At 65.8% G+C, this 19,212-nt stretch carries 18 protein-coding genes; 10 read left to right on the top strand and 8 right to left on the bottom strand.

The annotated features are described in order from the left end of the window. Positions 1–21: 21 nt before the first annotated feature. Genes IC762_RS06540 through lpxK form a run of 4 tightly spaced genes read left to right on the top strand, consistent with a single transcriptional unit; the run spans position 22 to position 3,280 of the window. Positions 22–270 (top strand): DUF4170 domain-containing protein, encoded by a 249-nt coding sequence (locus tag IC762_RS06540; protein WP_044538909.1) that lies wholly within the window; start codon positions 22–24, stop codon positions 268–270. Further along, on the top strand, positions 267–980 hold the full coding sequence (locus IC762_RS06545; protein ID WP_195787866.1) for a lysophospholipid acyltransferase family protein: 714 nt from the start codon (positions 267–269) through the stop codon (positions 978–980). The genes IC762_RS06540 and IC762_RS06545 overlap by 4 nt, the downstream gene beginning before the upstream one ends. Beyond that, positions 943–2,277, top strand: coding sequence for a 3-deoxy-D-manno-octulosonic acid transferase (locus IC762_RS06550; RefSeq protein ID WP_195787868.1), 1,335 nt, complete (start codon positions 943–945; stop codon positions 2,275–2,277). The genes IC762_RS06545 and IC762_RS06550 overlap by 38 nt, the downstream gene beginning before the upstream one ends. Beyond that, positions 2,270–3,280, top strand: coding sequence for a tetraacyldisaccharide 4'-kinase (gene lpxK, locus IC762_RS06555; RefSeq protein ID WP_195787870.1), 1,011 nt, complete (start codon positions 2,270–2,272; stop codon positions 3,278–3,280). Before IC762_RS06550 ends, lpxK begins: the two co-directional genes overlap by 8 nt. Positions 3,281–3,282: 2 nt before the next feature. On the opposite strand, the gene IC762_RS06560 is transcribed toward lpxK, so the two are convergent. Further along, complete coding sequence (locus IC762_RS06560; RefSeq protein ID WP_066502498.1) at positions 3,283–3,510, bottom strand: DUF2093 domain-containing protein; 228 nt, start codon at positions 3,508–3,510, stop codon at positions 3,283–3,285. Positions 3,511–3,695: 185 nt separating this feature from the next. On the opposite strand from IC762_RS06560, the gene IC762_RS06565 reads away from it, so the two are divergent. Beyond that, the gene (locus IC762_RS06565; RefSeq protein WP_195787871.1) at positions 3,696–4,529 is read left to right on the top strand and encodes a dienelactone hydrolase family protein; all 834 of its coding nucleotides are present in this window, start codon (positions 3,696–3,698) and stop codon (positions 4,527–4,529) included. On the opposite strand, the gene xseA is transcribed toward IC762_RS06565, so the two are convergent. Further along, positions 4,526–6,136, bottom strand: coding sequence for an exodeoxyribonuclease VII large subunit (xseA, locus tag IC762_RS06570; RefSeq protein ID WP_195787873.1), 1,611 nt, complete (start codon positions 6,134–6,136; stop codon positions 4,526–4,528). The genes IC762_RS06565 and xseA overlap by 4 nt on opposite strands. 167 nt (positions 6,137–6,303) lie before the next feature. On the opposite strand from xseA, the gene purD reads away from it, so the two are divergent. After that, positions 6,304–7,584 carry a phosphoribosylamine--glycine ligase gene (purD, locus tag IC762_RS06575; RefSeq protein WP_195787874.1) on the top strand — a complete coding sequence of 427 codons (1,281 nt, stop codon included), beginning with the start codon at positions 6,304–6,306 and terminating at the stop codon, positions 7,582–7,584. 105 nt (positions 7,585–7,689) lie between these two features. Here purD and IC762_RS06580 read toward each other — a convergent pair whose 3' ends face one another. Next, complete coding sequence (locus tag IC762_RS06580) at positions 7,690–8,922, bottom strand: acyl-CoA dehydrogenase family protein (RefSeq protein WP_195787875.1); 1,233 nt, start codon at positions 8,920–8,922, stop codon at positions 7,690–7,692. A 120-nt stretch (positions 8,923–9,042) separates the two neighbouring features. On the opposite strand from IC762_RS06580, the gene IC762_RS06585 reads away from it, so the two are divergent. Further along, positions 9,043–9,948 carry an alpha/beta fold hydrolase gene (locus IC762_RS06585; protein WP_195787877.1) on the top strand — a complete coding sequence of 302 codons (906 nt, stop codon included), beginning with the start codon at positions 9,043–9,045 and terminating at the stop codon, positions 9,946–9,948. A gap of 212 nt (positions 9,949–10,160) precedes the next feature. Here the strand turns inward: IC762_RS06585 and IC762_RS06590 are convergent, their stop codons facing one another. Beyond that, positions 10,161–10,619, bottom strand: a complete 459-nt coding sequence (locus tag IC762_RS06590) for a nucleoside deaminase (RefSeq protein WP_195787879.1) — start codon at positions 10,617–10,619, stop codon at positions 10,161–10,163. Between the two features lie 129 nt (positions 10,620–10,748). Between IC762_RS06590 and IC762_RS06595 the strand changes: the two genes are divergently transcribed. Next, a complete protein-coding gene (locus IC762_RS06595) occupies positions 10,749–12,893 on the top strand; it encodes a pseudouridine synthase (RefSeq protein ID WP_195787881.1) in 2,145 nt (714 codons plus the stop codon). Positions 12,894–12,899: 6 nt separating this feature from the next. After that, positions 12,900–13,463 (top strand): 16S rRNA (guanine(966)-N(2))-methyltransferase RsmD, encoded by a 564-nt coding sequence (gene rsmD, locus IC762_RS06600; RefSeq protein WP_195787883.1) that lies wholly within the window; start codon positions 12,900–12,902, stop codon positions 13,461–13,463. A gap of 257 nt (positions 13,464–13,720) precedes the next feature. Here the strand turns inward: rsmD and IC762_RS06605 are convergent, their stop codons facing one another. The 3 genes from IC762_RS06605 to mutL all read right to left on the bottom strand — a co-directional run bounded on the left by IC762_RS06605 (position 13,721) and on the right by mutL (position 16,882). After that, positions 13,721–13,957 (bottom strand): hypothetical protein, encoded by a 237-nt coding sequence (locus tag IC762_RS06605; RefSeq protein WP_195787885.1) that lies wholly within the window; start codon positions 13,955–13,957, stop codon positions 13,721–13,723. A 184-nt stretch (positions 13,958–14,141) separates the two neighbouring features. Further along, a complete protein-coding gene (locus tag IC762_RS06610) occupies positions 14,142–14,933 on the bottom strand; it encodes an HNH endonuclease signature motif containing protein (RefSeq protein ID WP_195787887.1) in 792 nt (263 codons plus the stop codon). A 128-nt stretch (positions 14,934–15,061) separates the two neighbouring features. Continuing rightward, complete coding sequence (gene mutL / locus IC762_RS06615; RefSeq protein ID WP_195787889.1) at positions 15,062–16,882, bottom strand: DNA mismatch repair endonuclease MutL; 1,821 nt, start codon at positions 16,880–16,882, stop codon at positions 15,062–15,064. A gap of 218 nt (positions 16,883–17,100) precedes the next feature. On the opposite strand from mutL, the gene IC762_RS06620 reads away from it, so the two are divergent. Then, a complete protein-coding gene (locus tag IC762_RS06620; RefSeq protein ID WP_195787891.1) occupies positions 17,101–17,418 on the top strand; it encodes a ribbon-helix-helix domain-containing protein in 318 nt (105 codons plus the stop codon). Between the two features lie 203 nt (positions 17,419–17,621). On the opposite strand, the gene IC762_RS06625 is transcribed toward IC762_RS06620, so the two are convergent. Beyond that, the gene (locus IC762_RS06625) at positions 17,622–19,190 is read right to left on the bottom strand and encodes a GMC family oxidoreductase (RefSeq protein WP_195787893.1); all 1,569 of its coding nucleotides are present in this window, start codon (positions 19,188–19,190) and stop codon (positions 17,622–17,624) included. Between the last annotated feature and the right edge of the window lie 22 nt (positions 19,191–19,212).

Raw genomic sequence — 19,212 nt, forward strand, 5'->3', positions numbered from 1 at the left:
CTCACCAGGAAAAACCCCATCATGTCAGACAATGCCCAGCCGCAACTGCTTCATCTCGTGATCGGCGGCGAACTCACCGACCTTGAGCACAACACCTTCAAGAACCTCGACGAGGTCGAGATCGTCGGCGTCTATCCGAACTATGCGACCGCCTATGCGGCCTGGAAGGCGAAGGCGCAGCAGACCGTGGACAACGCCCAGATGCGCTATTTCGTCGTTCACCTCCACCGGTTGCTCGACCCCGAGCAGGACGCAAAGCACTCCCATTGAAACGTTTTTTTCGCGATTTGTTGCGCAGCGCGTTCGTGCAGCGCGCGCTGGGCGTGCTTGCGGCCGAGTATCTGCGGCTGGTCTGGCGCACCAACCGCTTCAGCTACGAGCCGGGCGATGTCTACGCGCTGGTCGAGCCGTGGATGCCGGCAATCTTCGTGTTCTGGCACGGCCAGCACTTCATGACGCCGTTCATCAAGATCAAGGACAGCTACCGCGCCAAGGTCCTGATCTCCCGCCACCGCGACGGCGAGTTCAACGCCATCGCGGCGGAGCGGCTCGGCATCGGCACGATCAGGGGTTCCGGCGATCATTCCGGTGCCTTCCACCGCAAGGGCGGCATCGGCGCCTTCATGGAGATGGTGCGGGCGCTGCAGGACGGCTGCAACATCGCGACCACGGCCGATGTGCCGAAGCGGGCCCGGGCCGCCGGGCTTGGACCGATCATGCTGGCGCGGGAGACCGGTCGGCCGATCATTGCCTTCGCGATGGTCACCAGCCGGTTCGTCCGGTTGAAGAATTGGGATTCCACCACCATCAATTTGCCATTCGGGCGCGGCGCAGTGGTAGGTATTGAGCCGGTCTACGTGCCGCCGGATGCCGATGCCGAGACGATGGAAAAGTGTCGGCAGCACGTGGAGTATCTCCTGAACGAATCGACCCGACGCGCCTATGCAGCCGTCGGGCGGCCGGAGGCAGCGCTTGGCTAGCTCGCTCCCGATCACGTTGCGCGTGTATCGCAAGCTGTCGTCTGCGATGGTGCCGCTCGCGCCTGCCCTGATCAAGCGCCGGCTCAAGCTCGGCAAGGAAGACCCCGAGCGCGTCGGCGAGCGGCGTGGCATGAGCGCCGATGTCCGGCCGCACGGCCCGCTGGTCTGGATCCATGGCGCCAGCGTCGGCGAGGTGCTGGCGGCGGCGGGCTTGATCGAGCGGCTGCGTGCGCTGAACCTGCGCATTCTCCTGACCTCGGGCACGGTGACCTCGGCCGCAATCGTTGCCAAACGTTTCCCGCCCGACGTGATCCATCAATACGTGCCCTATGACTCGCCGCGCTATGTCGCGCGCTTCCTCGATCACTGGCGTCCGTCGCTGGCGCTGTTCATCGAGTCGGACCTCTGGCCGAACCTGATCCTCTCCAGCGCGGCGCGGCGGCTGCCGATGGTGCTGATCAACGGGCGGATGTCGCAGCGCTCGTTCCCGCGCTGGCAGCGGCTGTCCCACACCATCGGGACACTGCTCGGGCAGTTCGACATCTGCCTCGCGCAGTCGAAGACCGATGCAGAACGCTTTGCCGCGCTCGGCAGCCACAACGTCATCACCACCGGCAACCTCAAGCTCGACGTTGCGGCGCCGCCGGCCGATCCCGCCAAGCTGGAGCGGCTGATGTCGGTGACGCGCGGCCGACCGATCGTGGTCGCGGCCTCCACCCATGCGGGCGAGGAGGAGATCCTGGTCGAGGCGCACAAGTCGCTGGCGGGCTTCTTCCCCGGGCTGCTGACGGTGATCGTGCCGCGCCACGCCGATCGCGGCGAGGCGGTGGCGCAACTCGTGACCGATGCCGGGCTCAATCCAGGCCTGCGCTCGCGTGAGGATTTGCCGGTCGCGACCACCGATATCTATGTCGCCGACACCATGGGCGAGCTCGGCCTGTTCTACCGGCTGGCGCCGATCGTGTTCATGGGCGGCTCGCTGGTCGCGCATGGCGGCCAGAATCCGATCGAGGCGATTAAGCTGGGTGCTGCGATCGTGCACGGGCCGCACGTCTTCAATTTCACCGACGTCTACGAGGCGCTGGACCGCGCGGGCGGCGCCCGCCGCGCCGATGATCGCGAGGCGCTGGTCAAGCAGCTCGGCCAGTTCCTCGCCGACCCCGCGGCGCGCAACACCTCGCTCGCCGCGTCCGAGCGCGTCGTCGAACAGCTCGGCGGCGCGCTGGAGCGGACGCTTGTCGCGCTCGAGCCCTATCTGTTGCAGTTGCGGCTCGAGATGGGAGCCGCCAATGCGTGAGCCGGGCTTCTGGCACCGGCCGTCGTCCTGGACATCGCATCTGTTGACGCCGCTTGCCGCGCTTTACGGCGCAATCGCTGCGCGCCGGATGCAGCACGCCGGCATCGAGGCCGGCATCCCGGTGTTTTGCATCGGCAATTACCATGTCGGCGGCGCCGGCAAGACCCCGACGGTGCTGGCGCTGGCCAAGCTGTTGCGCGAGCTCGACGAGCGGCCGGTGGTGCTGAGCCGCGGCTATGGCGGCAGCCTGCGCGGCCCGGTCAAGGTCGATCCCGCCAGCCACAGCGCGGCGGACGTCGGCGACGAGCCGCTGATGCTGGCGGCGACGCTGCCGGTCGTGGTGTCGCGCGCCCGCGCGGAGGGCGTGGCTCTTGCCCGCGCGCAAAATGCCAGCGTCATCCTGATGGATGATGGTTTCCAGAATCCGGGCGTGGCCAAGGATACCTGCCTGATCGTGATCGACGCCACGCGCGGGCTCGGCAATGGCCGCGTCATTCCGGCCGGACCGTTGCGCGCGCCGTTGTCGCCGCAGCTGGCGCGTACCGACGCGCTGATCGTGGTCGGCGAGGGGGATGCGGCGCAAAAGATTGCGGCCGAGGTCGTCTCGCGCGGCAAGCCGGTGCTGTCGGCGCATCTGAAACCGGACGACGCCTCGCTCGCCGCGCTGCACGGCAAGCGCGTGTTGGCGTTTGCCGGAATCGGCGATCCCACGCGCTTCTTCAACACGCTGCGGTCAAGCGGCGTCGATGTCGTGCGCGCGCGCGCGTTCGCCGATCACCACGCCTTCACGAAGGCAGAGATCGACGCGCTCGTGACCGACGCGCGCCGCGACGGCCTGACCCTGGTGACGACGGAAAAGGATCTGGCGCGCTTGCGCGGCGCAGACGTGGCGACGGCAATCGTGCCGTTCGCGGTGACGCTGCAATTTGCGGATGCCGGCGCGCTGCGGCGCTTGGTGACCGATCGGCTGTTCGAGGCGAGGCAGAGGAGAGTGGGGAGGTGAGCCTAACCCTGCGGCTTGAGCGCGCCGGGGAAGTGGCGCTGCAGCACGGCGCTGGGGACCGCGTAGGCCTCCTGCAGGTCGACGCTCCAGTACTTCAGCTCGTCGAGCGGAATGCGGGCGTCGGTGACCGCGCAGCGCACATAGGTGCCGGGCGAGATCACGCGGAAATCGCCGTCGAGATATTGCACCTGCGCTTCGCCATGCCCCGAGGGACCGAATTTGTTCAGCACGAATGAAGCTCCGCCTTGCCCTGCATAATGATTACTGGATGTTCATGAAACCGTCTATCCTACATAGGACGGCGTGTCCGCCCGTTAAACCACCGACTTGTGATGATTTGGCGGCGGAAGTGCATGATAGCGTTGCACATATGGTTCGCTGTGTCTCCCGCACCATAACGAGACGGCCGGATCTGATGCGCCTCAAATCAGCGTTAATGTTACTGACGATATCAGCTGCCCCGCTTGCGGCCGCGACGCCGCTGCCGGTCCCGCACCAGGTCGAGATCCCCGAAGGCAATGTGACGCTGCATGCGCAGCTCTACCGGCCCGACGGTGACGGGCCGTTTCCCACCGTGATCGCCCTGCACAGCTGCGACGGGCTCGCCACCCGTTCCGAGCCGGTGTTGCCGCGCTATCGCGACTGGGCCGAGCAACTGCTGACATCAGGTCACGCGGTGCTGCTGCCGGACAGCTACGGCTCGCGCGAACTTGGCCCGCAATGCCGGGTCAAGGAGCGTCAGGTCCAGGTCCGCCGCGAGCGGGTCGCCGACATCAGCGCGGCGCGGCAGTGGCTGGTGCAGCAGAAATGGGTGGCGAAGGGCCGCATCAGCCTGGTCGGTTGGGGCAATGGTGCCGCCGCCTTGCTGTGGGCGGTGCGGCCGCAAATGTGGTCGCGCAACAGCGAGCCGGATTTCCGCTCGGCGGTCGCGTTCTATCCGGACTGCCGCTCTTCGTTCGGTCTCGGCTGGAGCGCGCGGGTGCCGACGCTGGTGCTGATCGGCGGCCGAGACGACGTCACCTCGCCATCGGCCTGCCACCAGATGGTCGATGCCGCCCGCGGTCGCAGCGCGCTCGCCCGCATCGTGGTCTATCCCGAGGCCTATCACGATTTCGATCGCGCCAATCTGCCGCTGCATGCGATCGCAGTCTCGTCCGATGGCACGGAGGCGGAACGCGGCCACGTCGGCACCGACGCGGACGCCCGCAAGGACGCGCAGAGGCGCGTCGCCGAATGGTTGTCGCGCTAGAACAAGCTGCCCTGATCGACGGGCTTCACGATCCGCTTCGGCGTCGCGGGTTTTGTTTCGCGCGGCGGCTGCGGCTTGTGCGGGCTCGCGGGCGGCCGATCGGCATCGGTGGTGGCGGCGACGCGGCCGTCGGCGAATTCGATCGAGAGGCTGGCGCTGGGGCCGATATCGGCGGCGGCATGGACCGAATGGCCGCGCTCGTCGCGCACCAGCGCAAAGCCGCGCGCCAGCACGCCGCGATAGGACAGCGCCGCCAGCAATTGCCCGCGATGGGCGACCCGTGCCTCCAGCCGCTGCATGGTGGTGAGGAGCGCGCGGCGAGCGCGCTCGGCGAGGCGGTGGGTGCGCTCCAGATCGCGCGCGATCGCGTTGCGTTGCGCCTTGGCGTTGGCGAGCCGCGAGGCCTTGAGCCGGATCTCGAGCCCGGCAAAGCGCTCCTGCCTGCGATGCAGCAGCGCGCGCGCCGAGAGTGTGATGCGCTCGCCGGAGACGGTGAGGCGCTGCCGCGCATGCGCGACCTGGCCGCGCAATACGCCGATGGTGAGCCGCGCGCTGCTGGCGGCGAAACGGCGGAAATGCGCGTGGGTGTTGGCTTTCAGCCCGCGCGGCAGCGCCGCGCCGAGATGGTCGAGCCGTTGCCTCGGGATCGCGAGCAATTCATTCGCCGCGGGCAGCGCCCGGGCCGCGGCGCGCAGCTCGGTGCGGCGGGCCTCCTGGCCGCGCTGCCAGCACACGGTCACGCGGCGGGCCAGCGCGCCTACCTCGGTGAACAGCTCGCTACGGACAGGCACTGCCATTTCGGCGGCTGCGGTCGGCGTCGGCGCGCGCTTGTCGGCGGCGAAGTCGATCAGCGTGATGTCGGTCTCATGGCCGACCGCCGAGATCAGCGGGATATGGCTGTCGGCCGCGGCGCGGACCACGATCTCCTCGTTGAACGACCAGAGGTCCTCCAGTGAGCCGCCGCCGCGTGCGACGATCAGAAGGTCGGGTCGTGGAATCTTTCCGCCCTCGGGCAGCGCGTTGAAGCCGCGGATCGCGGCCGCGACCTGCTCGGCCGAGCCTTCGCCCTGCACCTTGACCGGCCAGACCAGCACGCGGCGGGGAAAGCGGTCCTCCAGCCGGTGCAGGATGTCGCGGATCACGGCGCCGGTCGGCGAGGTGACGACACCGATCACCTCCGGCAGCCACGGCAAGAGCTGCTTGCGCGCCTCGTCGAACAGGCCTTCGGCGGCGAGCTTCTTCTTGCGCTCCTCCATCAGCGCCATCAGCGCGCCGACGCCGGCCGGCTCCAGCGAATCGATGACGATCTGGTATTTCGAGGAGTTCGGATAGGTCGTCAGCTTGCCGGTCGCGATGACCTCGAGCCCTTCCTGCGGCTTGAAGCGCATCCGGGCATGGGCAAACTTCCAGATCACCGCCTCGATCTTGGCGCTCTCGTCCTTCAGTGCGAAATAGCAGTGGCCGGAGGAATGCGGGCCGCGAAAGCCCGTGATCTCGCCGCGGACGCGGACATGGCCGAACCGGTCCTCCACCGTGCGTTTCAGGGCGGAGGACAGTTCCGAGACGGTGAATTCGGGCGCGTTGACGAGATTCGGTGCAGCGGTCATTCGAGCTATAGAATCGGGGTTTTCGTCGCCATGTGCAAGGTCCGCGCGGCCCAATTCGGGCAGCGCCTCACATATCCACATAGGGCCGGCACGGATCGATTGCGACGGTCCGGAGCCGTGCTAAACCATCGCAAAATGGCCTCGCAACCCCTCGATCGGCTGCATCGATGAACATCCTCCTGCTCGGTTCCGGCGGCCGCGAACATGCGCTGGCATGGAAGATCGCAGCATCCCCGCTGCTGACCAAACTGTGGTGCGCGCCGGGCAATGCCGGGATCGCGCGCGAAGCCGAGTGCGTTGCGCTCGATGTCGCCGACCACGCGGCTGTGATCGGGTTCTGTAAGTCCAATGCGGTCGATCTGGTCGTGGTCGGGCCGGAGACGCCGCTCGCCGCTGGAATCGTCGATGATCTCGCTGCCGTCGACATCAGGGCGTTCGGGCCGCGCAAGCTCGCTGCGCAGCTCGAGGGCTCCAAAGGCTTCACCAAGGACCTCTGCAGCGAGTTCGATATTCCGACCGGTGCCTATCGCCGCTTCGACAATGCCGAGGACGCGCTGGCCTATGTCCGGGCACAGGGCGCGCCGATCGTGGTCAAGGCCGATGGCCTCGCCGCCGGCAAGGGCGTCGTGGTGGCGATGACGCTGCCCGAGGCCGAAGCCGCTGTTACGATGATGTTCGAGGGCGGCTTCGGTTCGGCCGGCGCCGAGGTCGTGATCGAGGAGTTCTTGTCGGGCCGCGAGATCAGTTTCTTCGCGCTGTGCGACGGCGAGACCGCGATTCCGCTGGCGACGGCGCAGGACCACAAGCGCGTGTTCGATCACGACGAGGGCCCGAACACCGGCGGCATGGGCGCGTATTCGCCGACGCCGTTCGTCACGCCAGAGGTGCACGACCAGATCATGACGCGGATCATCCTGCCGACGGTCGCCGGGATGAAGCGCCGCGGCACGCCGTTCAAGGGCGTGCTCTATGCCGGCGTGATGCTGACCGCGCAGGGCCCAAAGCTGTTCGAGTACAATGTCCGCTTCGGCGATCCCGAGTGCCAGGTGCTGATGCTGCGGATGATGTCGGACATCGTGCCGGCGTTGCTCGCGGCGTGCGACGGGCAATTGAAGCATTTCGATCTGCGCTGGTACCCCGAACCCGCGCTGACGGTGGTGATGGCGGCGAAGGGCTATCCCGGCGATTACGCCAAGGGCACGCGGATCGAGGGGCTCGATGATGCGGCCAAGGTCGAGGGCGTCGAGATCTTCCACGCCGGCACGGTGGCGAAGGACGGCGCCGTGCTCGCCAATGGCGGTCGCGTCCTGAACGTCAGCGCGATCGGCAAGACCGTCACCGAGGCGCGGGACCGCGCCTATCAGGCCGTCGACCGCATCGAATGGCCCGACGGCTTCTGCCGCCGCGACATCGCCTGGCAGGCGGTGGAGGTGGAGCGGAAGGGCTAGCGCGTAGGGTGGGCAAAGCGAAGCGTGCCCACCATCACGAGCACGGCGTGGATGGTGGGCACGGCGCTTTGCGCCTTTGCCCACCCTACGCAGCTACGCAGTCGGTCAGAGCAAATCCCCGCCCGCCGCACTCGCCGTCGTCCCATGCTCGCGGAACGCCTTGATGACGTTCTTGCCGATCTTCCACTTGTGCACCTCGTCGGGACCGTCGACCAGCCGCTGCGAGCGCACCTGGGTGTACCATTTCGCCAGCGGCGTATCCTGGCTGAAGCCGAGCGCGCCATGGAGCTGGATCGCAGTGTCGATCACCTTGTGCACCATGTGGGCATGGAAGATCTTGGCGATCGAGTTCTCCTGCCTGATATCGAGGCCCTTCTCGGCCTTGTAGGCGATGTGCAGCAGCATCAGCCGGCCGATATAGAGCTCGCTGGCGCAGTCGGCGAGCATGAACTGCACGGCCTGGCGGTCGGCCAGCAACTGGCCGAAGGTCGAGCGCTTGGTGACGTGCGCTGCCGCCATGTCGAGCGCGCGCTGTGCCTTGGCGACGTTGTGCATGCCGTGGCGCAGCCTCCCATAGGCGAGGCGGTGCTGGCCCATGTTGAAGCCGTTGCCCTCGCCGCCGAGCAGATTGTCGGCGGGCACTTTCAGATCCTTGATCTCGATCTCGGAGTGGCCGCCATGGATCACGTCGTCATGCGGACCCTCGATCGCCATGTTGGCGATATTGCGCTTGATCTTGTAGCCGGGGTTCGGCAGCTCGACGATGAAGGTCGAATATTGCTTGTGGCGCGGCGCGTTCGGATCGGTCTTGGCCATCACCAGCGCCATGTCGGCGACGCTCGCCGAGGATGAGAACCACTTTTCGCCGTTGAGGATGTAGTTCTCGTTGCCGTCCTTCACCGCCGTGGTCTGCATGCCCGTGGCGTCGGCGCCGGCGGCCTTTTCCGTCATCGAGAAGCAGATCCGCTTCTCGCCGTTCAGCAGGGGTTTAAGGAATTTTTCCTTCTGGTACTCGGTGCCGTGCGCCAGGATCGTCATCATCGAGGCATCGTCGGGGCCCTGCGTGTTCAGCGCCAGCGCGCCGAGCATGCTTTCGCCGAGCTCCATCTGCACCAGCGCGTTCGCCAGCGGTCCGAGGCCCATGCCGCCATATTCCTTCGGCACGAACGGGCACCACAGGCCCTGTGCGCGGGCCTTCTTGCGCAGCGGCGCGAGCACCTCGGGAAGCGGCTTGCTGTCGAGCTGCTTTTCCGCCGGGATGCACTCGTCGTGCACGAATTTGCGGACCTTTTCGCGGATCGCCTTGGCTTCGGCGGGAATCTCGAAATCGATCGACATGGCACTCCCTCATTTCATGTTGTTGTTGGCGCGACGTGAGGATGGCATAAACCTCGCGACAGCCAGCGGCAACGCCAAACAAAGTTTGAAGCATGGGCTGCGTCAGGGAAGGAGCCAACGATGCCCGATCTCGCCGATCTTTTTCCCGGCTACGCCTCGAAATGGATCAACACCTCACAAGGCCGCATCTTCGCCCGCGTCGGCGGCAGCGGACCACCATTGCTGCTGCTGCACGGCTTCTCGTCGACCCATGTGATGTGGCATACGGTGGCGCCTGATCTCGCCGACAAGTTCACGCTGATCATCCCGGACCTGCCAGGCTACGGCTGGTCCGACATGCCCGACAGCGACAAGGATCACACGCCCTATACCAAGCGGGTCTGGGCCAGGACCATGATCGAAATGATGGAGCAGCTCGGTCATGTGCATTTCGCGCTCGCCGGCCACGACCGCGGCGGGCGGGTGTCATACCGCCTGGCGCTCGATCATCCCGGCCGGCTGTCGAAGCTCGCGGTGCTCGATATCGCGCCGACCTATGACTACTGGCAGAAGCTGAATCGGCTCTCCGCGCTGAAGATCTATCATTGGGCCTTCCTGGCGCAGCCTTTTCCGCTGCCGGAGACGCTGATCGCAGGCCACGGCGAATTCTTCCTCAAGGAAAAGATGGCGAGCCAGACCAAGAGCAAGACGCTCGATGCGATCGATCCGCGTGCGCTCGAACATTATATCGCGCCATTCCGCGATCCCGCGCGCATCCATGCGATGTGCGAGGACTACCGCGCCGGTGCCTTTGCCGATTACGAGATCGACAAGGCCGATGTCGACGCCGGCAACAAGATCACGGTCCCGATGCTGGCGCTGTGGGGTGATGCGGGCGTAGCGAGCGCGGCGACCACGCCGCTCGATACGTGGAAGAAGTGGGCAACGAATGTGTCGGGGGCGCCGGTAGATTCCGGGCATTTCCTGCCGGAGGAGAATCCGGATGTGACGGCGAAGTTGCTGCGCGAGTTTTTCCTGGCGGCGTAGCTCGTTTCCGCACCGTCATCCTGAGAAAATGTGAATGTATCGCTCAAAAGCGGCACCAAACACTCGGCGTCGTCCTGGCGAAAGCCAGGACCCATTACCCCAGCCGCTCATTGTCGCGCGAGGCCCGGGCCACAATCCGGTTCACAATCAAACTCGGTGGTAATGGGTCCTGGCTTTCGCCAGGACGACGGCGTGAAAGGGAGCGAGCGGCCCTACCGCCGCTCCCGAAAAAACTCGCGCAGCAGGCGCGCCGCCTCGGTCTCCCCCACCGCGCCATAGACTTCCGGCACGTGGTGGCAGGTCGGCTGGGCGAAGAAGCGCACGCCTGATTCAACCGCGCCGCCCTTGGGATCGGCAGCGCCGTAATAGAGCCGGCGGACGCGGGCGAGCGAGATCGCGCCGGCGCACATGGTGCAGGGTTCGAGCGTGACGTAGAGGTCGCAATCGACCAGCCGTTCGGTGCCGATTGTCTCGGCAGCCTGCCGGATCGCCAGGATCTCGGCATGGGCGGTCGGATCGCGGTCGGTCAGGGTGCGGTTGCTGGCGGTGGCGATCACATCGTAACCCCGCACGATCACGCATCCGATCGGAACTTCGCCCGATTTTCCGGCGTTTTCGGCCGTTTTCAGCGCCAAATCCATGAAAGAAGGGGCTGACATGCCTCGTATCATCGGAAGAAACCTGCTACTAGCGTCGCCTTCAGCAACAGCGGATGCCGGTTTTGCGTCAAGCGCGCTGCCAACAGGGCGCGTACGGCCGGTTACCTTTGCACCCCAATTGAACGTCCAGCGAGATCATTCATGCCCCGCGACAGCGACAAAAACAACGATTCCCGCGGCCGGCGCGATCGGCCCGGGGGCGGCCAGGGTCGCTCCGGCGGAAGCAAGGGCCGCTCCGGCGCCGCGCGAGGACCGGACAAGAAATTCGCCAAACGCGGCTTTGGGGCCAAGGATTCGGCCGGTAAGGGCGATGGCGAGAAGCGTCCGTATCGTCGCCGCGAAGAGGGTGATGCACCGCGCCGCGATTTCGGCGACAAGCCCAGGTTCAACCGCGACGACCGCCCCCGCGGCGACCGGCCGTTCCGTGAGCGTCCCGCGCGCGACGGTGACGGCGAGAAGCGCGCATTCAAGCCCCGCGCCGATCGGCCGAGATTTGACCGTGACGGTGGCGGCGAAAAGCGGTCGTTCAAGCCGCGCGAAGACCGTGGCGGCGAAAAACGCCCCTACACGCCGCGCGGCGACCGCCCGAACTATAACCGTGACGACCGTCCGCCGCGCCGCGATCGCGACGATGCGCGCCCCGCAGGACGCTCTTCGGATCGGAAGTTCGGCGACAGGAAGCCCTACACGCCGCGGGAGCGCGACGGTGAGAAGCGGCCCTATACGCCGCGCGGAGAGCGATCCTTCGGTGATCGTCCGTCGCGCGACGGCGACCGGCCGGAGCGGAAATTCGGCGGCGAGCGGAAGTTTTCGCGCGGCGCGCCAGATCGTGGCAGCCGCGGTCCGCGCAAGGATTTCGGTGATCGGCCGCCGCGCGGTGAATCCAAGCCGTGGCAGAAGCGCGATGACCGCGGCGATCGCGAGCAGCGTCCGCCCCGCGACGGCGCGCGCAATTTCGACCGGCCGCGCTTCGACAAGCCCCGCTATGACCGGCCGCGCGATGACCGCGGTGGCGACGAACGTCCGCGGTTTTCGCGGTCACGCGAGGATCGCGAGCAGGGCGATCGTCCGCGATTCAGCCGGCCGCGCTGGCAGAAGGACGAAGACGGCGGTGACCGCCGGCGCGAGCGTCCCGAAGGCCGTACCGACTGGCAGGAGCATCCGCGCAGCGAAGGCCGCTTCTCCGACCGCCCGCGCCGCGACAATGAGGACGACAGCAAGGTGTTCGCCAAGCGCGCCGCCTTCGGCGGCCGCGGCGCTTATCGCGAGCGGCCCTCGGACGACCGGCGCGAGCGGCCCGAGCCGAAGCCGAAGAAATCGGGCGAGCGCATCGCAAAAGTGCTGGCGCGCGCCGGTCTCGCCTCGCGGCGCGACGCCGAGGAGATGGTGACGCAGGGCCGCGTCACCGTGAATGGCCGCGTCATCAATTCGCCGGCGCTCGATATCACCGAGAACGATGTGGTGGCTGTCGACGGCAAGCAATTGCCGCCGCGCGAGCGGACGCGGCTGTTCATGTATCACAAGCCGCGCGGGCTGATGACGACGCACGCCGATCCCGAGGGACGGCCGACGGTGTTCGACAATCTCCCCGAGGGCTTGCCGCGCCTGATCTCGATCGGCCGGCTCGACTTCAACACCGAAGGCCTGCTGCTGCTCACCAATGACGGCGGCCTCGCGCGCACGCTCGAATTGCCCGACACCGGCTGGTTGCGGCGCTATCGGGTCCGCGCGCATGGCGAGGTGACGCAGGCGCAGCTCGATGAACTGAAGAAGGGCGTCGAGGTCGACGGCGTCAAATACGGCTCGATCGATGCGACCCTGGAGCGCGACCAGGGCGCCAATGTCTGGCTGGTGTTTGCGATCCGCGAGGGCAAGAACCGCGAGGTGCGCAACGTCATGGCGCATCTCGGCCTCGAGGTGAACCGGCTGATCCGGGTGTCCTACGGCCCGTTCCAGCTCGGCGAGCTCGAGGAGGGCAAGGTCGAGGAGGTCAAGACCCGGGTGCTGCGCGAGCAGCTCGGCGAGAAGGTCGCCAAGATCGCGGGCGCCGACTTCACCCGGCCGGAGCAGCGCGAGACCGGCGATGGCGACGATACGCCCGCCAGGAAGCCGAAGCCCAAGCGCGAGACGATCAACGACCGCAAGGGCCGTCGCGTGCTGGTGCAGCGCTCCGGCAGCGAGGAGGCCCGCGCCCGCAACGAGGACGAAGCCAATGGCTACGGCCCGCCGCGCCGCCCCAAGCGCGGCTATCACGGCAAGCGCGATCTCAAGCCGCAGGACGAGTAGGGCGCGATGCGTGTCGTCGGGGGACGATTGAAGGGGCGGACTCTCGCATCGCCGTCAGGGCGCGAGATCCGGCCGACGGCGGATCGTCTCCGCGAGTCCGTGTTCAACATCCTCGTCCATGCCTATGACGATCCGATCGCGGACGCGCGCGTGCTCGATCTGTTCGCCGGCACCGGTGCGCTCGGCATCGAGGCTTCCTCGCGCGGCGCCAAGTTCACGCTGTTCGTCGACAATGGCGCGGAGGCGCGCGCGCTTCTGCGCAACAATGTGGAATCGCTCGGCCTCGGCGGTGTCACCAAGGTCTATCGCCGCGATGCGACCGATCTCGGTCCGGCGCATCCGGTCGAGCCGTTCTCGCTGGTGTTCCTCGATCCGCCCTATGGCAAGGGCCTGGCCGAGAAGGCGCTCGCCTCGCTGCGCGACGGCGGCTGGCTAATGCCGGGCGCGCTCGCAGTGGTGGAGGAGGCGAAGGCCGCGGCGTTTATGGCGCCGGAGGGATTCGAAGAGCTCGAGCGCCGCGCGTATGACGACACGGAATTTGTGTTCTTGCGGGCTGGCGCGGCATCTTGAACTGTCGTCCCGGCGAAGGCCGGGACCCATAACCACAAATGTGGATTGTGAAAGCGCGCTGGGGCCACAGCTTTGGTCCATCGAGATCGGTGGTTATGGGTCCCGGCTTTCGCCGGGACGACATTGATTTTGCCGCGCTACCACCTGCCAAGCAGAATTCGTAGGATGGGTAGAGCGCAGCGAAACCCATCACCTTTCATCGACGCGGCAAGGTGATGCGTTTTGCTTCGCTCTACCCATCCCACGGGTGTTGCGGATCACTTAAGCCGCTCCCACACTCCCACGCGCGATTTCTTGTCGAGCTTTCCCTCCTTTACGAGGCTGTCGCCTGCCCATCGCATATCGTATTGCCAAGTGTAGAAGAAATCTCCGGAGGCCTCTAGGTCACTCTGGTGGTGATCCCAGATGAACTTCGCAATTTTCGCGATCTTTGCTTTGTTGCCGGGCGAACCGATTGCGGTCAAAATGAGTGGCTTCAAATCCTCTCGAGTCATCCCAAACCTCTCGTAAAAAGCTACCTTCGCCCGAACAGTTTCTCGATTCCGACAGCTTCAGTTCGACATAGGTCGGGCGGCTGTGGTTGCACCGGCCAGAGTTTGACGCATCTTCCATCTCGCGCAACAGTGTGTTCGTCTCCTCTAGCTTGAGGCGCCCACCTTCACCGCGCGTATCTCGCTTTCACCCCTTAGTCTCGCCTGTCTTTTTAGCGCGCTCCCACCTTTCACGCCATGCAGGCAGGTCGAATTCCTCGAGCCACATGCCGAGTTGTCTTACGGTATCAATGACAGCTAGTTCAACGTCATGTTGCGTGTCTGCGTGAGCATATATTGCGGCTTCGCGGCCGCCAGAGCCCGGGCCATCTGGCTCCCAGAGAGCAAGATTCCAGCCGTATCTGTCAGCAACAAACTTCGCGATGTATTCATCGGCTCGCACTCCACCGAAGTGTCTTGGTGGATACCAAGCGGCTAAGCGTATCCAACTTTGTGCGAGCACATCGATAACCATTTGCAATCCGTGCAACATGTCTCCGCGTACAACGGAACTGAGTAACGGCGACGCTCGCCGTCTTATGTCTTCGTAAATGATCGGGAGTGTATTGAGAATCGTAGCTAAGGCTTCATCCGTTGGCCGTGTCCAGTGAGGTGAGTCGGCCTCGGGCGCACCCAGAGCCATTCGCTCGACAACAATTTTGTCAGCGGCGGCGCGTCTTTCTGCAATACGTCTCAACCAATCTTCTCTATGTCTCCTTACATCGACATCGCGGAGCTTTCTGCCGAACCCGCCGCGAACCTGAGTTTGCTCATGGTGCTCTAAACACAGCACGGCTAGATTGTCTGGGTCATGATTAGAAGGATTTTCGTCGATATGGTGTATTTGGACGGACTTGCCCGGCGCATTGCACACGCAGCAAGTACGATCATGGCGAAACATTATGTCTGCAGCTATTTCATTTGAAATAGGCGTTCGCATCTACCCTCCTGATTCGATGCGCGTGGCGAAGTTCCGAAGCGCTGCGCCCACTTGATCGCGGACGTTGGAGTATGGTCAAGCTGGCCGCGTTGCGCCTAAGATTAGTACATTCTCCGGCTTCCGTTTTCCTACCTCCGCCCGAACAGTTTCTCGATATCGCTGAGCTTCAATTCGACATAGGTCGGGCGGCCGTGGTTGCACTGGCCGGAGTTCGGGGTGTCTTCCATTTCACGCAGCAGCGCGTTCATCTCTTCCGGCTTGAGGCGTCTCCCGGCGCGGACCGAGCCGTGGCAGGCCATGGTGGCGGCGACGTGCATCAGGCGGCGTTCCAGCGGCAGCGCCTCGTCCCACTCGGCCATATGCTCGGCGAGGTCGCGCAGCAGGCCGGCGGCGTTGGCCTTGCCGAGCAGCGACGGCGTCTCGCGCACCGCGACCGCGCCGGGGCCGAAGGATTCGATTGCGAGCCCGAATGAGGTCAGTTCCTCGACACGATCGAGCAGCTTCTCGACGGTCGCCTCGTCGAGCTCGACGATCTCCGGGATCAGCAGGATCTGCCGCTGCACGCCGTCCTTCGCCAGCGACGCCTTCAGCCTCTCGTAGACGATGCGTTCATGCGCGGCGTGCTGGTCCACCACGATGAGGCCGTCGCGGGTCTGCGCGACGATGTAGGTCTCGTGGATCTGGGTGCGAGCGGCGCCGAGCGGGCGGTCGAGCAGGTCGGCGTGAGGGGCCGCCTCGAAGCGGACGTCGGCGGTCGGCGTGCCGACGTCGAAGGCGGCCTGTCCAGGCTCGGCGAAGGCGGTCGCCGCCGCGCTCTCGAACGCGCGCATCGGATTGACCGGATAGGACGGCGAGCTGCGCCAGTCCCAATTGCCGGCACGGGGCGGTGGCGTGAAAGCGGGACGGAACGCGGAGAGCGCCGCACCATCGGCGGTGTTGGCCGCGGTGCGCTTGCCTTCGCGGGCCAGCCCATCCTTCAGCGCGTGCACGATCAGCGCGCGGACCAGGCCGGCGTTGCGGAAACGTACCTCGGTCTTGGCCGGATGCACGTTGGCGTCGACCTCCTGCGGTTCGCAGCTGACGAACAGCGCCACCACGGGATGGCGGTCGCGCGGCAGATAGTCGGAATAGGCGGCGCGCACCGCGCCGAGGATCAGCTTGTCGCGCACCGGGCGGCCGTTGACGAACAGATATTGCCCGAGCGCATTGGCGCGGGTCAGCGAGGGCGCGGCGGCGAAGCCCTCGACGATCACGGCCTCGCGCTCGGCGCGCACCTCGATCGCGCAGGCGCGGAAGTCGGCGCCCAGGATATCGCCGAGCCGGGTCAGCCGGCCGGCGGCGCCGGGCAACGCGGCGGCCCAGGTCACCGGTGCGCGCTCCTCGCCCGCGAGCGTGAAGGCGATGTCGGGTCGCGCCATCGCGAGCCGCCGCACCACCTCGCGAATCGCTTCCGCCTCGGTGCGGTCGGTCTTCAGGAATTTGAGCCGCGCCGGCGTCGCGTAGAAGAGATCGTTGACCTCGACGCGGGTGCCGTGGCCGAGCGCCGCCGGCATGATCTTCGACTTCTCGCCGCCTTCGACTGCGAGCGACCAGGCATGCGGCTCGCCGGCGTGGCGCGTGGTGATACCGAGCTTGGCCACCGCGCCGATCGACGGCAGCGCCTCGCCGCGGAACCCGAGGGTCTTGATGCGCAGCAGATCCTCGTCGTCGAGCTTGGAGGTGGCGTGACGGTCGACCGCGAGCGCGAGGTCGGCGCGGGTCATGCCGCTGCCGTCGTCGGTGATGCCGATCCGGCGCCGTCCGCCGCCATCGGTGAAGATGTCGATCCGGCTGGCGCCGGCGTCGATCGCGTTCTCGACCAGTTCCTTGACCACGCTCGCAGGCCGCTCGACCACCTCGCCGGCGGCGATGCGGTTGACGACCTGTTCGGGAAGCTGGCGGACGGGCATGACGCGTTGCAGTGAGGATTCGAGGGCCAAACGGCATTCTAGAGGCCCGCGCAGGCAAATGCATGGGGTGGTTAGGCCTTAGCTGGGGATGGCGCCTACGGCCTTGAAGATGCTCGACTTCGGCAGCGCGGTATCCGGTACGCCCTACGTCCCGATTGTGGGGCTGCACGTGGGAGTATATCGTTTAGAAAAATTATAAGTTCTCGCCGGAGGAACCCATGTGCCATCTGTTCGCGCACCAGCCGCAACGCGACTATGAATCGCAGACCCGATCGTTGCGGCTCGACGGCCACTGCACGTCGATCCGGCTGGAAATGTCGTTCTGGGATACGCTGGAGGAGATCGCGGCCAAGGAAGGCATGAGCCTCGCCAAGTTCCTCACCACATTGCACAACGAGGTGCTGGACCATCACGGCGAGGTGAACAATTTCGCCTCGCTGCTGCGCTGCTCCTGCCTGATCTACCGCTCGAAGGCCAACGCGCCGGCGACTGACTATCGCGCGACTGCGGCGCCGATCATGGATGCGGCGGAGTAGCAGTCCAGGCGGGACACGGCTTGCGCATCTCGCCCGGTGTCGTCACCCGCGCATGCGGGTGATCCAGTATTCCAGAGACAGTAGTGATTGAGCCGATGGGCCGCGGCGTACTGGGTCGCCCGGTCCATGTGCGCAATTGCGCACAGGCCGGGCGACGACACTGGCAGCTGAGGACAAGGCCTCGCACCCTCTCAGAGGGAAACTCAGATCTCCTTGCGCTGCATTGCGCCGGCGATGTGGTCGGCCTGGCGGATCGCCAGCGAGACGATCGTCAAGGTCGGGTTGCAGGCCGCACCGGAGGCGAACTGGCTGCCGTCGGAGACGAACAGGTTCTTGATGTCGTGGCTCTGGCCGAACTTGTTGACCACACCGTCGCGCGGCTTCTCGCTCATCCGGTTGGTGCCCATGTTGTGGGTCGATGGATAGGGCGGCGTCGGGTAGGTCACGGTGGCGCCGACCGCCTCATACACCGCCGAGCCTTGCTTGTAAGCGTGATCGCGCATCGCGACGTCGTTCGGATGATCGTCGAAATGCACGCTGGCGACCGGCATGCCGAACTTGTCCTTGACCACAGGGTCGAGCGTGATGCGGTTGGTCTCCTGCGGCATGTCCTCGCCGACCAGCCACATGCCGGCCATCCGCGGATAGCCTTCCATCGCTGACGTGAAGGAGCGGCCCCAGGCGCCGGGATTGAGGAACGCCGCCATGAAGGGCAGGCCGAGCGACAGCGTCTCCATCTCGTAGCCGCCGACGAAGCCGCGTTTCGGGTTGTTCGCGGCCTCGTCGCGGATGATGCCGGCCATCGTGGTGCCGCGATACATGTGCACCGACTTCTCGAAGGTCGCATACACGCTACCGGTCATGTGCCGCATGTAGTTGCGGCCGACCTGGCCGGACGAGTTGGCTAAGCCGTCCGGGAACATGCTGGAGGCGCTGTTGAGCAGCAGCCGCGGGCTCTCGATCGAGTTGCCGGCGACCGCGACCACGCGCGCCTTCTGGCGTTGCGTCGCGCCGGTCGCATCGGCATAGACCACGCCGGTCACCTTGCCGGACTGGTCGTGCTCGATCTTGATCACCATGCTGCTCGGGCGCACCTCGAGATTGCCGGTGGCCTCGCCCTTCGGGATCTCGGTGTAGAGCGTCGACCATTTGGCGCCGGACTTGCAGCCCTGGAAGCAGAAGCCGATCTGCTGGCATGAGCCGCGACCGTCGCGCGGTTCGCTGTTGATCGCCATCCGCCCGGTATGCACTTCCTTGTAGCCGAGCTTCTTGGCGCCAGCCTCCAGCACCCTGAAATTGTTGTTGCCGGGCAGGCCGGGAATGCCGTTGGTGCGGGTGACGCCCATCTTGTCCTCGGCCTTGGCGTACCACGGCTCCATCTCGGCGAGCGTGATCGGCCAGTCGATCAGATTGGCGCCGGGGATGCCGCCATAGGCCGACTTGATCCTGAACTCGTGCTCGTCGAAACGCAGCGATGCGCCGGCCCAATGCACCGTCGAGCCGCCGACCGCCTTCACGATCCAGGCCGGCAGGCCAGCGAAGTCCTTGTGGACGCGCCAGCTTCCCGATGTCGTACGCGCATCGGACCAGGCGAGCTGGGCGAAGCTGTCCCACTCGTCGTTGATGAAGTCCTGGTTCTCGATGCGCGGACCGGCCTCCAGGATCACGACCTTGACGCCCTTTTGCGCCAGCTCATTGCCGAGCGTTCCGCCGCCGGCGCCGGAGCCGACGATGACGACAACGCCGCTGTCATTCAGATCGAATTTTGCCATTGTTTCCTCCTCAGCGTTGTCG

The sequence above is a fragment of the Bradyrhizobium genosp. L genome (assembly GCF_015624485.1).
GTDB lineage: Bacteria > Pseudomonadota > Alphaproteobacteria > Rhizobiales > Xanthobacteraceae > Bradyrhizobium.

Bases quoted from the DNA above. Each gene is read 5' to 3' on its own strand.
- IC762_RS06565 (WP_195787871.1), top strand. From the start codon at position 3,696: ATGCGCCTCAAATCAGCGTTAATGTTACTGACGATATCAGCTGCCCCG.
- purD (WP_195787874.1), top strand. From the start codon at position 6,304: ATGAACATCCTCCTGCTCGGTTCCGGCGGCCGCGAACATGCGCTGGCA.
- IC762_RS06550 (WP_195787868.1), top strand. From the start codon at position 943: ATGCAGCCGTCGGGCGGCCGGAGGCAGCGCTTGGCTAGCTCGCTCCCG.
- IC762_RS06580 (WP_195787875.1), bottom strand. From the start codon at position 8,922: ATGTCGATCGATTTCGAGATTCCCGCCGAAGCCAAGGCGATCCGCGAA.
- IC762_RS06605 (WP_195787885.1), bottom strand. From the start codon at position 13,957: ATGACTCGAGAGGATTTGAAGCCACTCATTTTGACCGCAATCGGTTCG.
- lpxK (WP_195787870.1), top strand. From the start codon at position 2,270: ATGCGTGAGCCGGGCTTCTGGCACCGGCCGTCGTCCTGGACATCGCAT.
- IC762_RS06540 (WP_044538909.1), top strand. From the start codon at position 22: ATGTCAGACAATGCCCAGCCGCAACTGCTTCATCTCGTGATCGGCGGC.
- xseA (WP_195787873.1), bottom strand. From the start codon at position 6,136: ATGACCGCTGCACCGAATCTCGTCAACGCGCCCGAATTCACCGTCTCG.
- mutL (WP_195787889.1), bottom strand. From the start codon at position 16,882: ATGCCCGTCCGCCAGCTTCCCGAACAGGTCGTCAACCGCATCGCCGCC.
- IC762_RS06620 (WP_195787891.1), top strand. From the start codon at position 17,101: ATGTGCCATCTGTTCGCGCACCAGCCGCAACGCGACTATGAATCGCAG.
- IC762_RS06595 (WP_195787881.1), top strand. From the start codon at position 10,749: ATGCCCCGCGACAGCGACAAAAACAACGATTCCCGCGGCCGGCGCGAT.
- IC762_RS06625 (WP_195787893.1), bottom strand. From the start codon at position 19,190: ATGGCAAAATTCGATCTGAATGACAGCGGCGTTGTCGTCATCGTCGGC.
- IC762_RS06585 (WP_195787877.1), top strand. From the start codon at position 9,043: ATGCCCGATCTCGCCGATCTTTTTCCCGGCTACGCCTCGAAATGGATC.
- IC762_RS06610 (WP_195787887.1), bottom strand. From the start codon at position 14,933: ATGCGAACGCCTATTTCAAATGAAATAGCTGCAGACATAATGTTTCGC.
- IC762_RS06590 (WP_195787879.1), bottom strand. From the start codon at position 10,619: ATGATACGAGGCATGTCAGCCCCTTCTTTCATGGATTTGGCGCTGAAA.
- rsmD (WP_195787883.1), top strand. From the start codon at position 12,900: ATGCGTGTCGTCGGGGGACGATTGAAGGGGCGGACTCTCGCATCGCCG.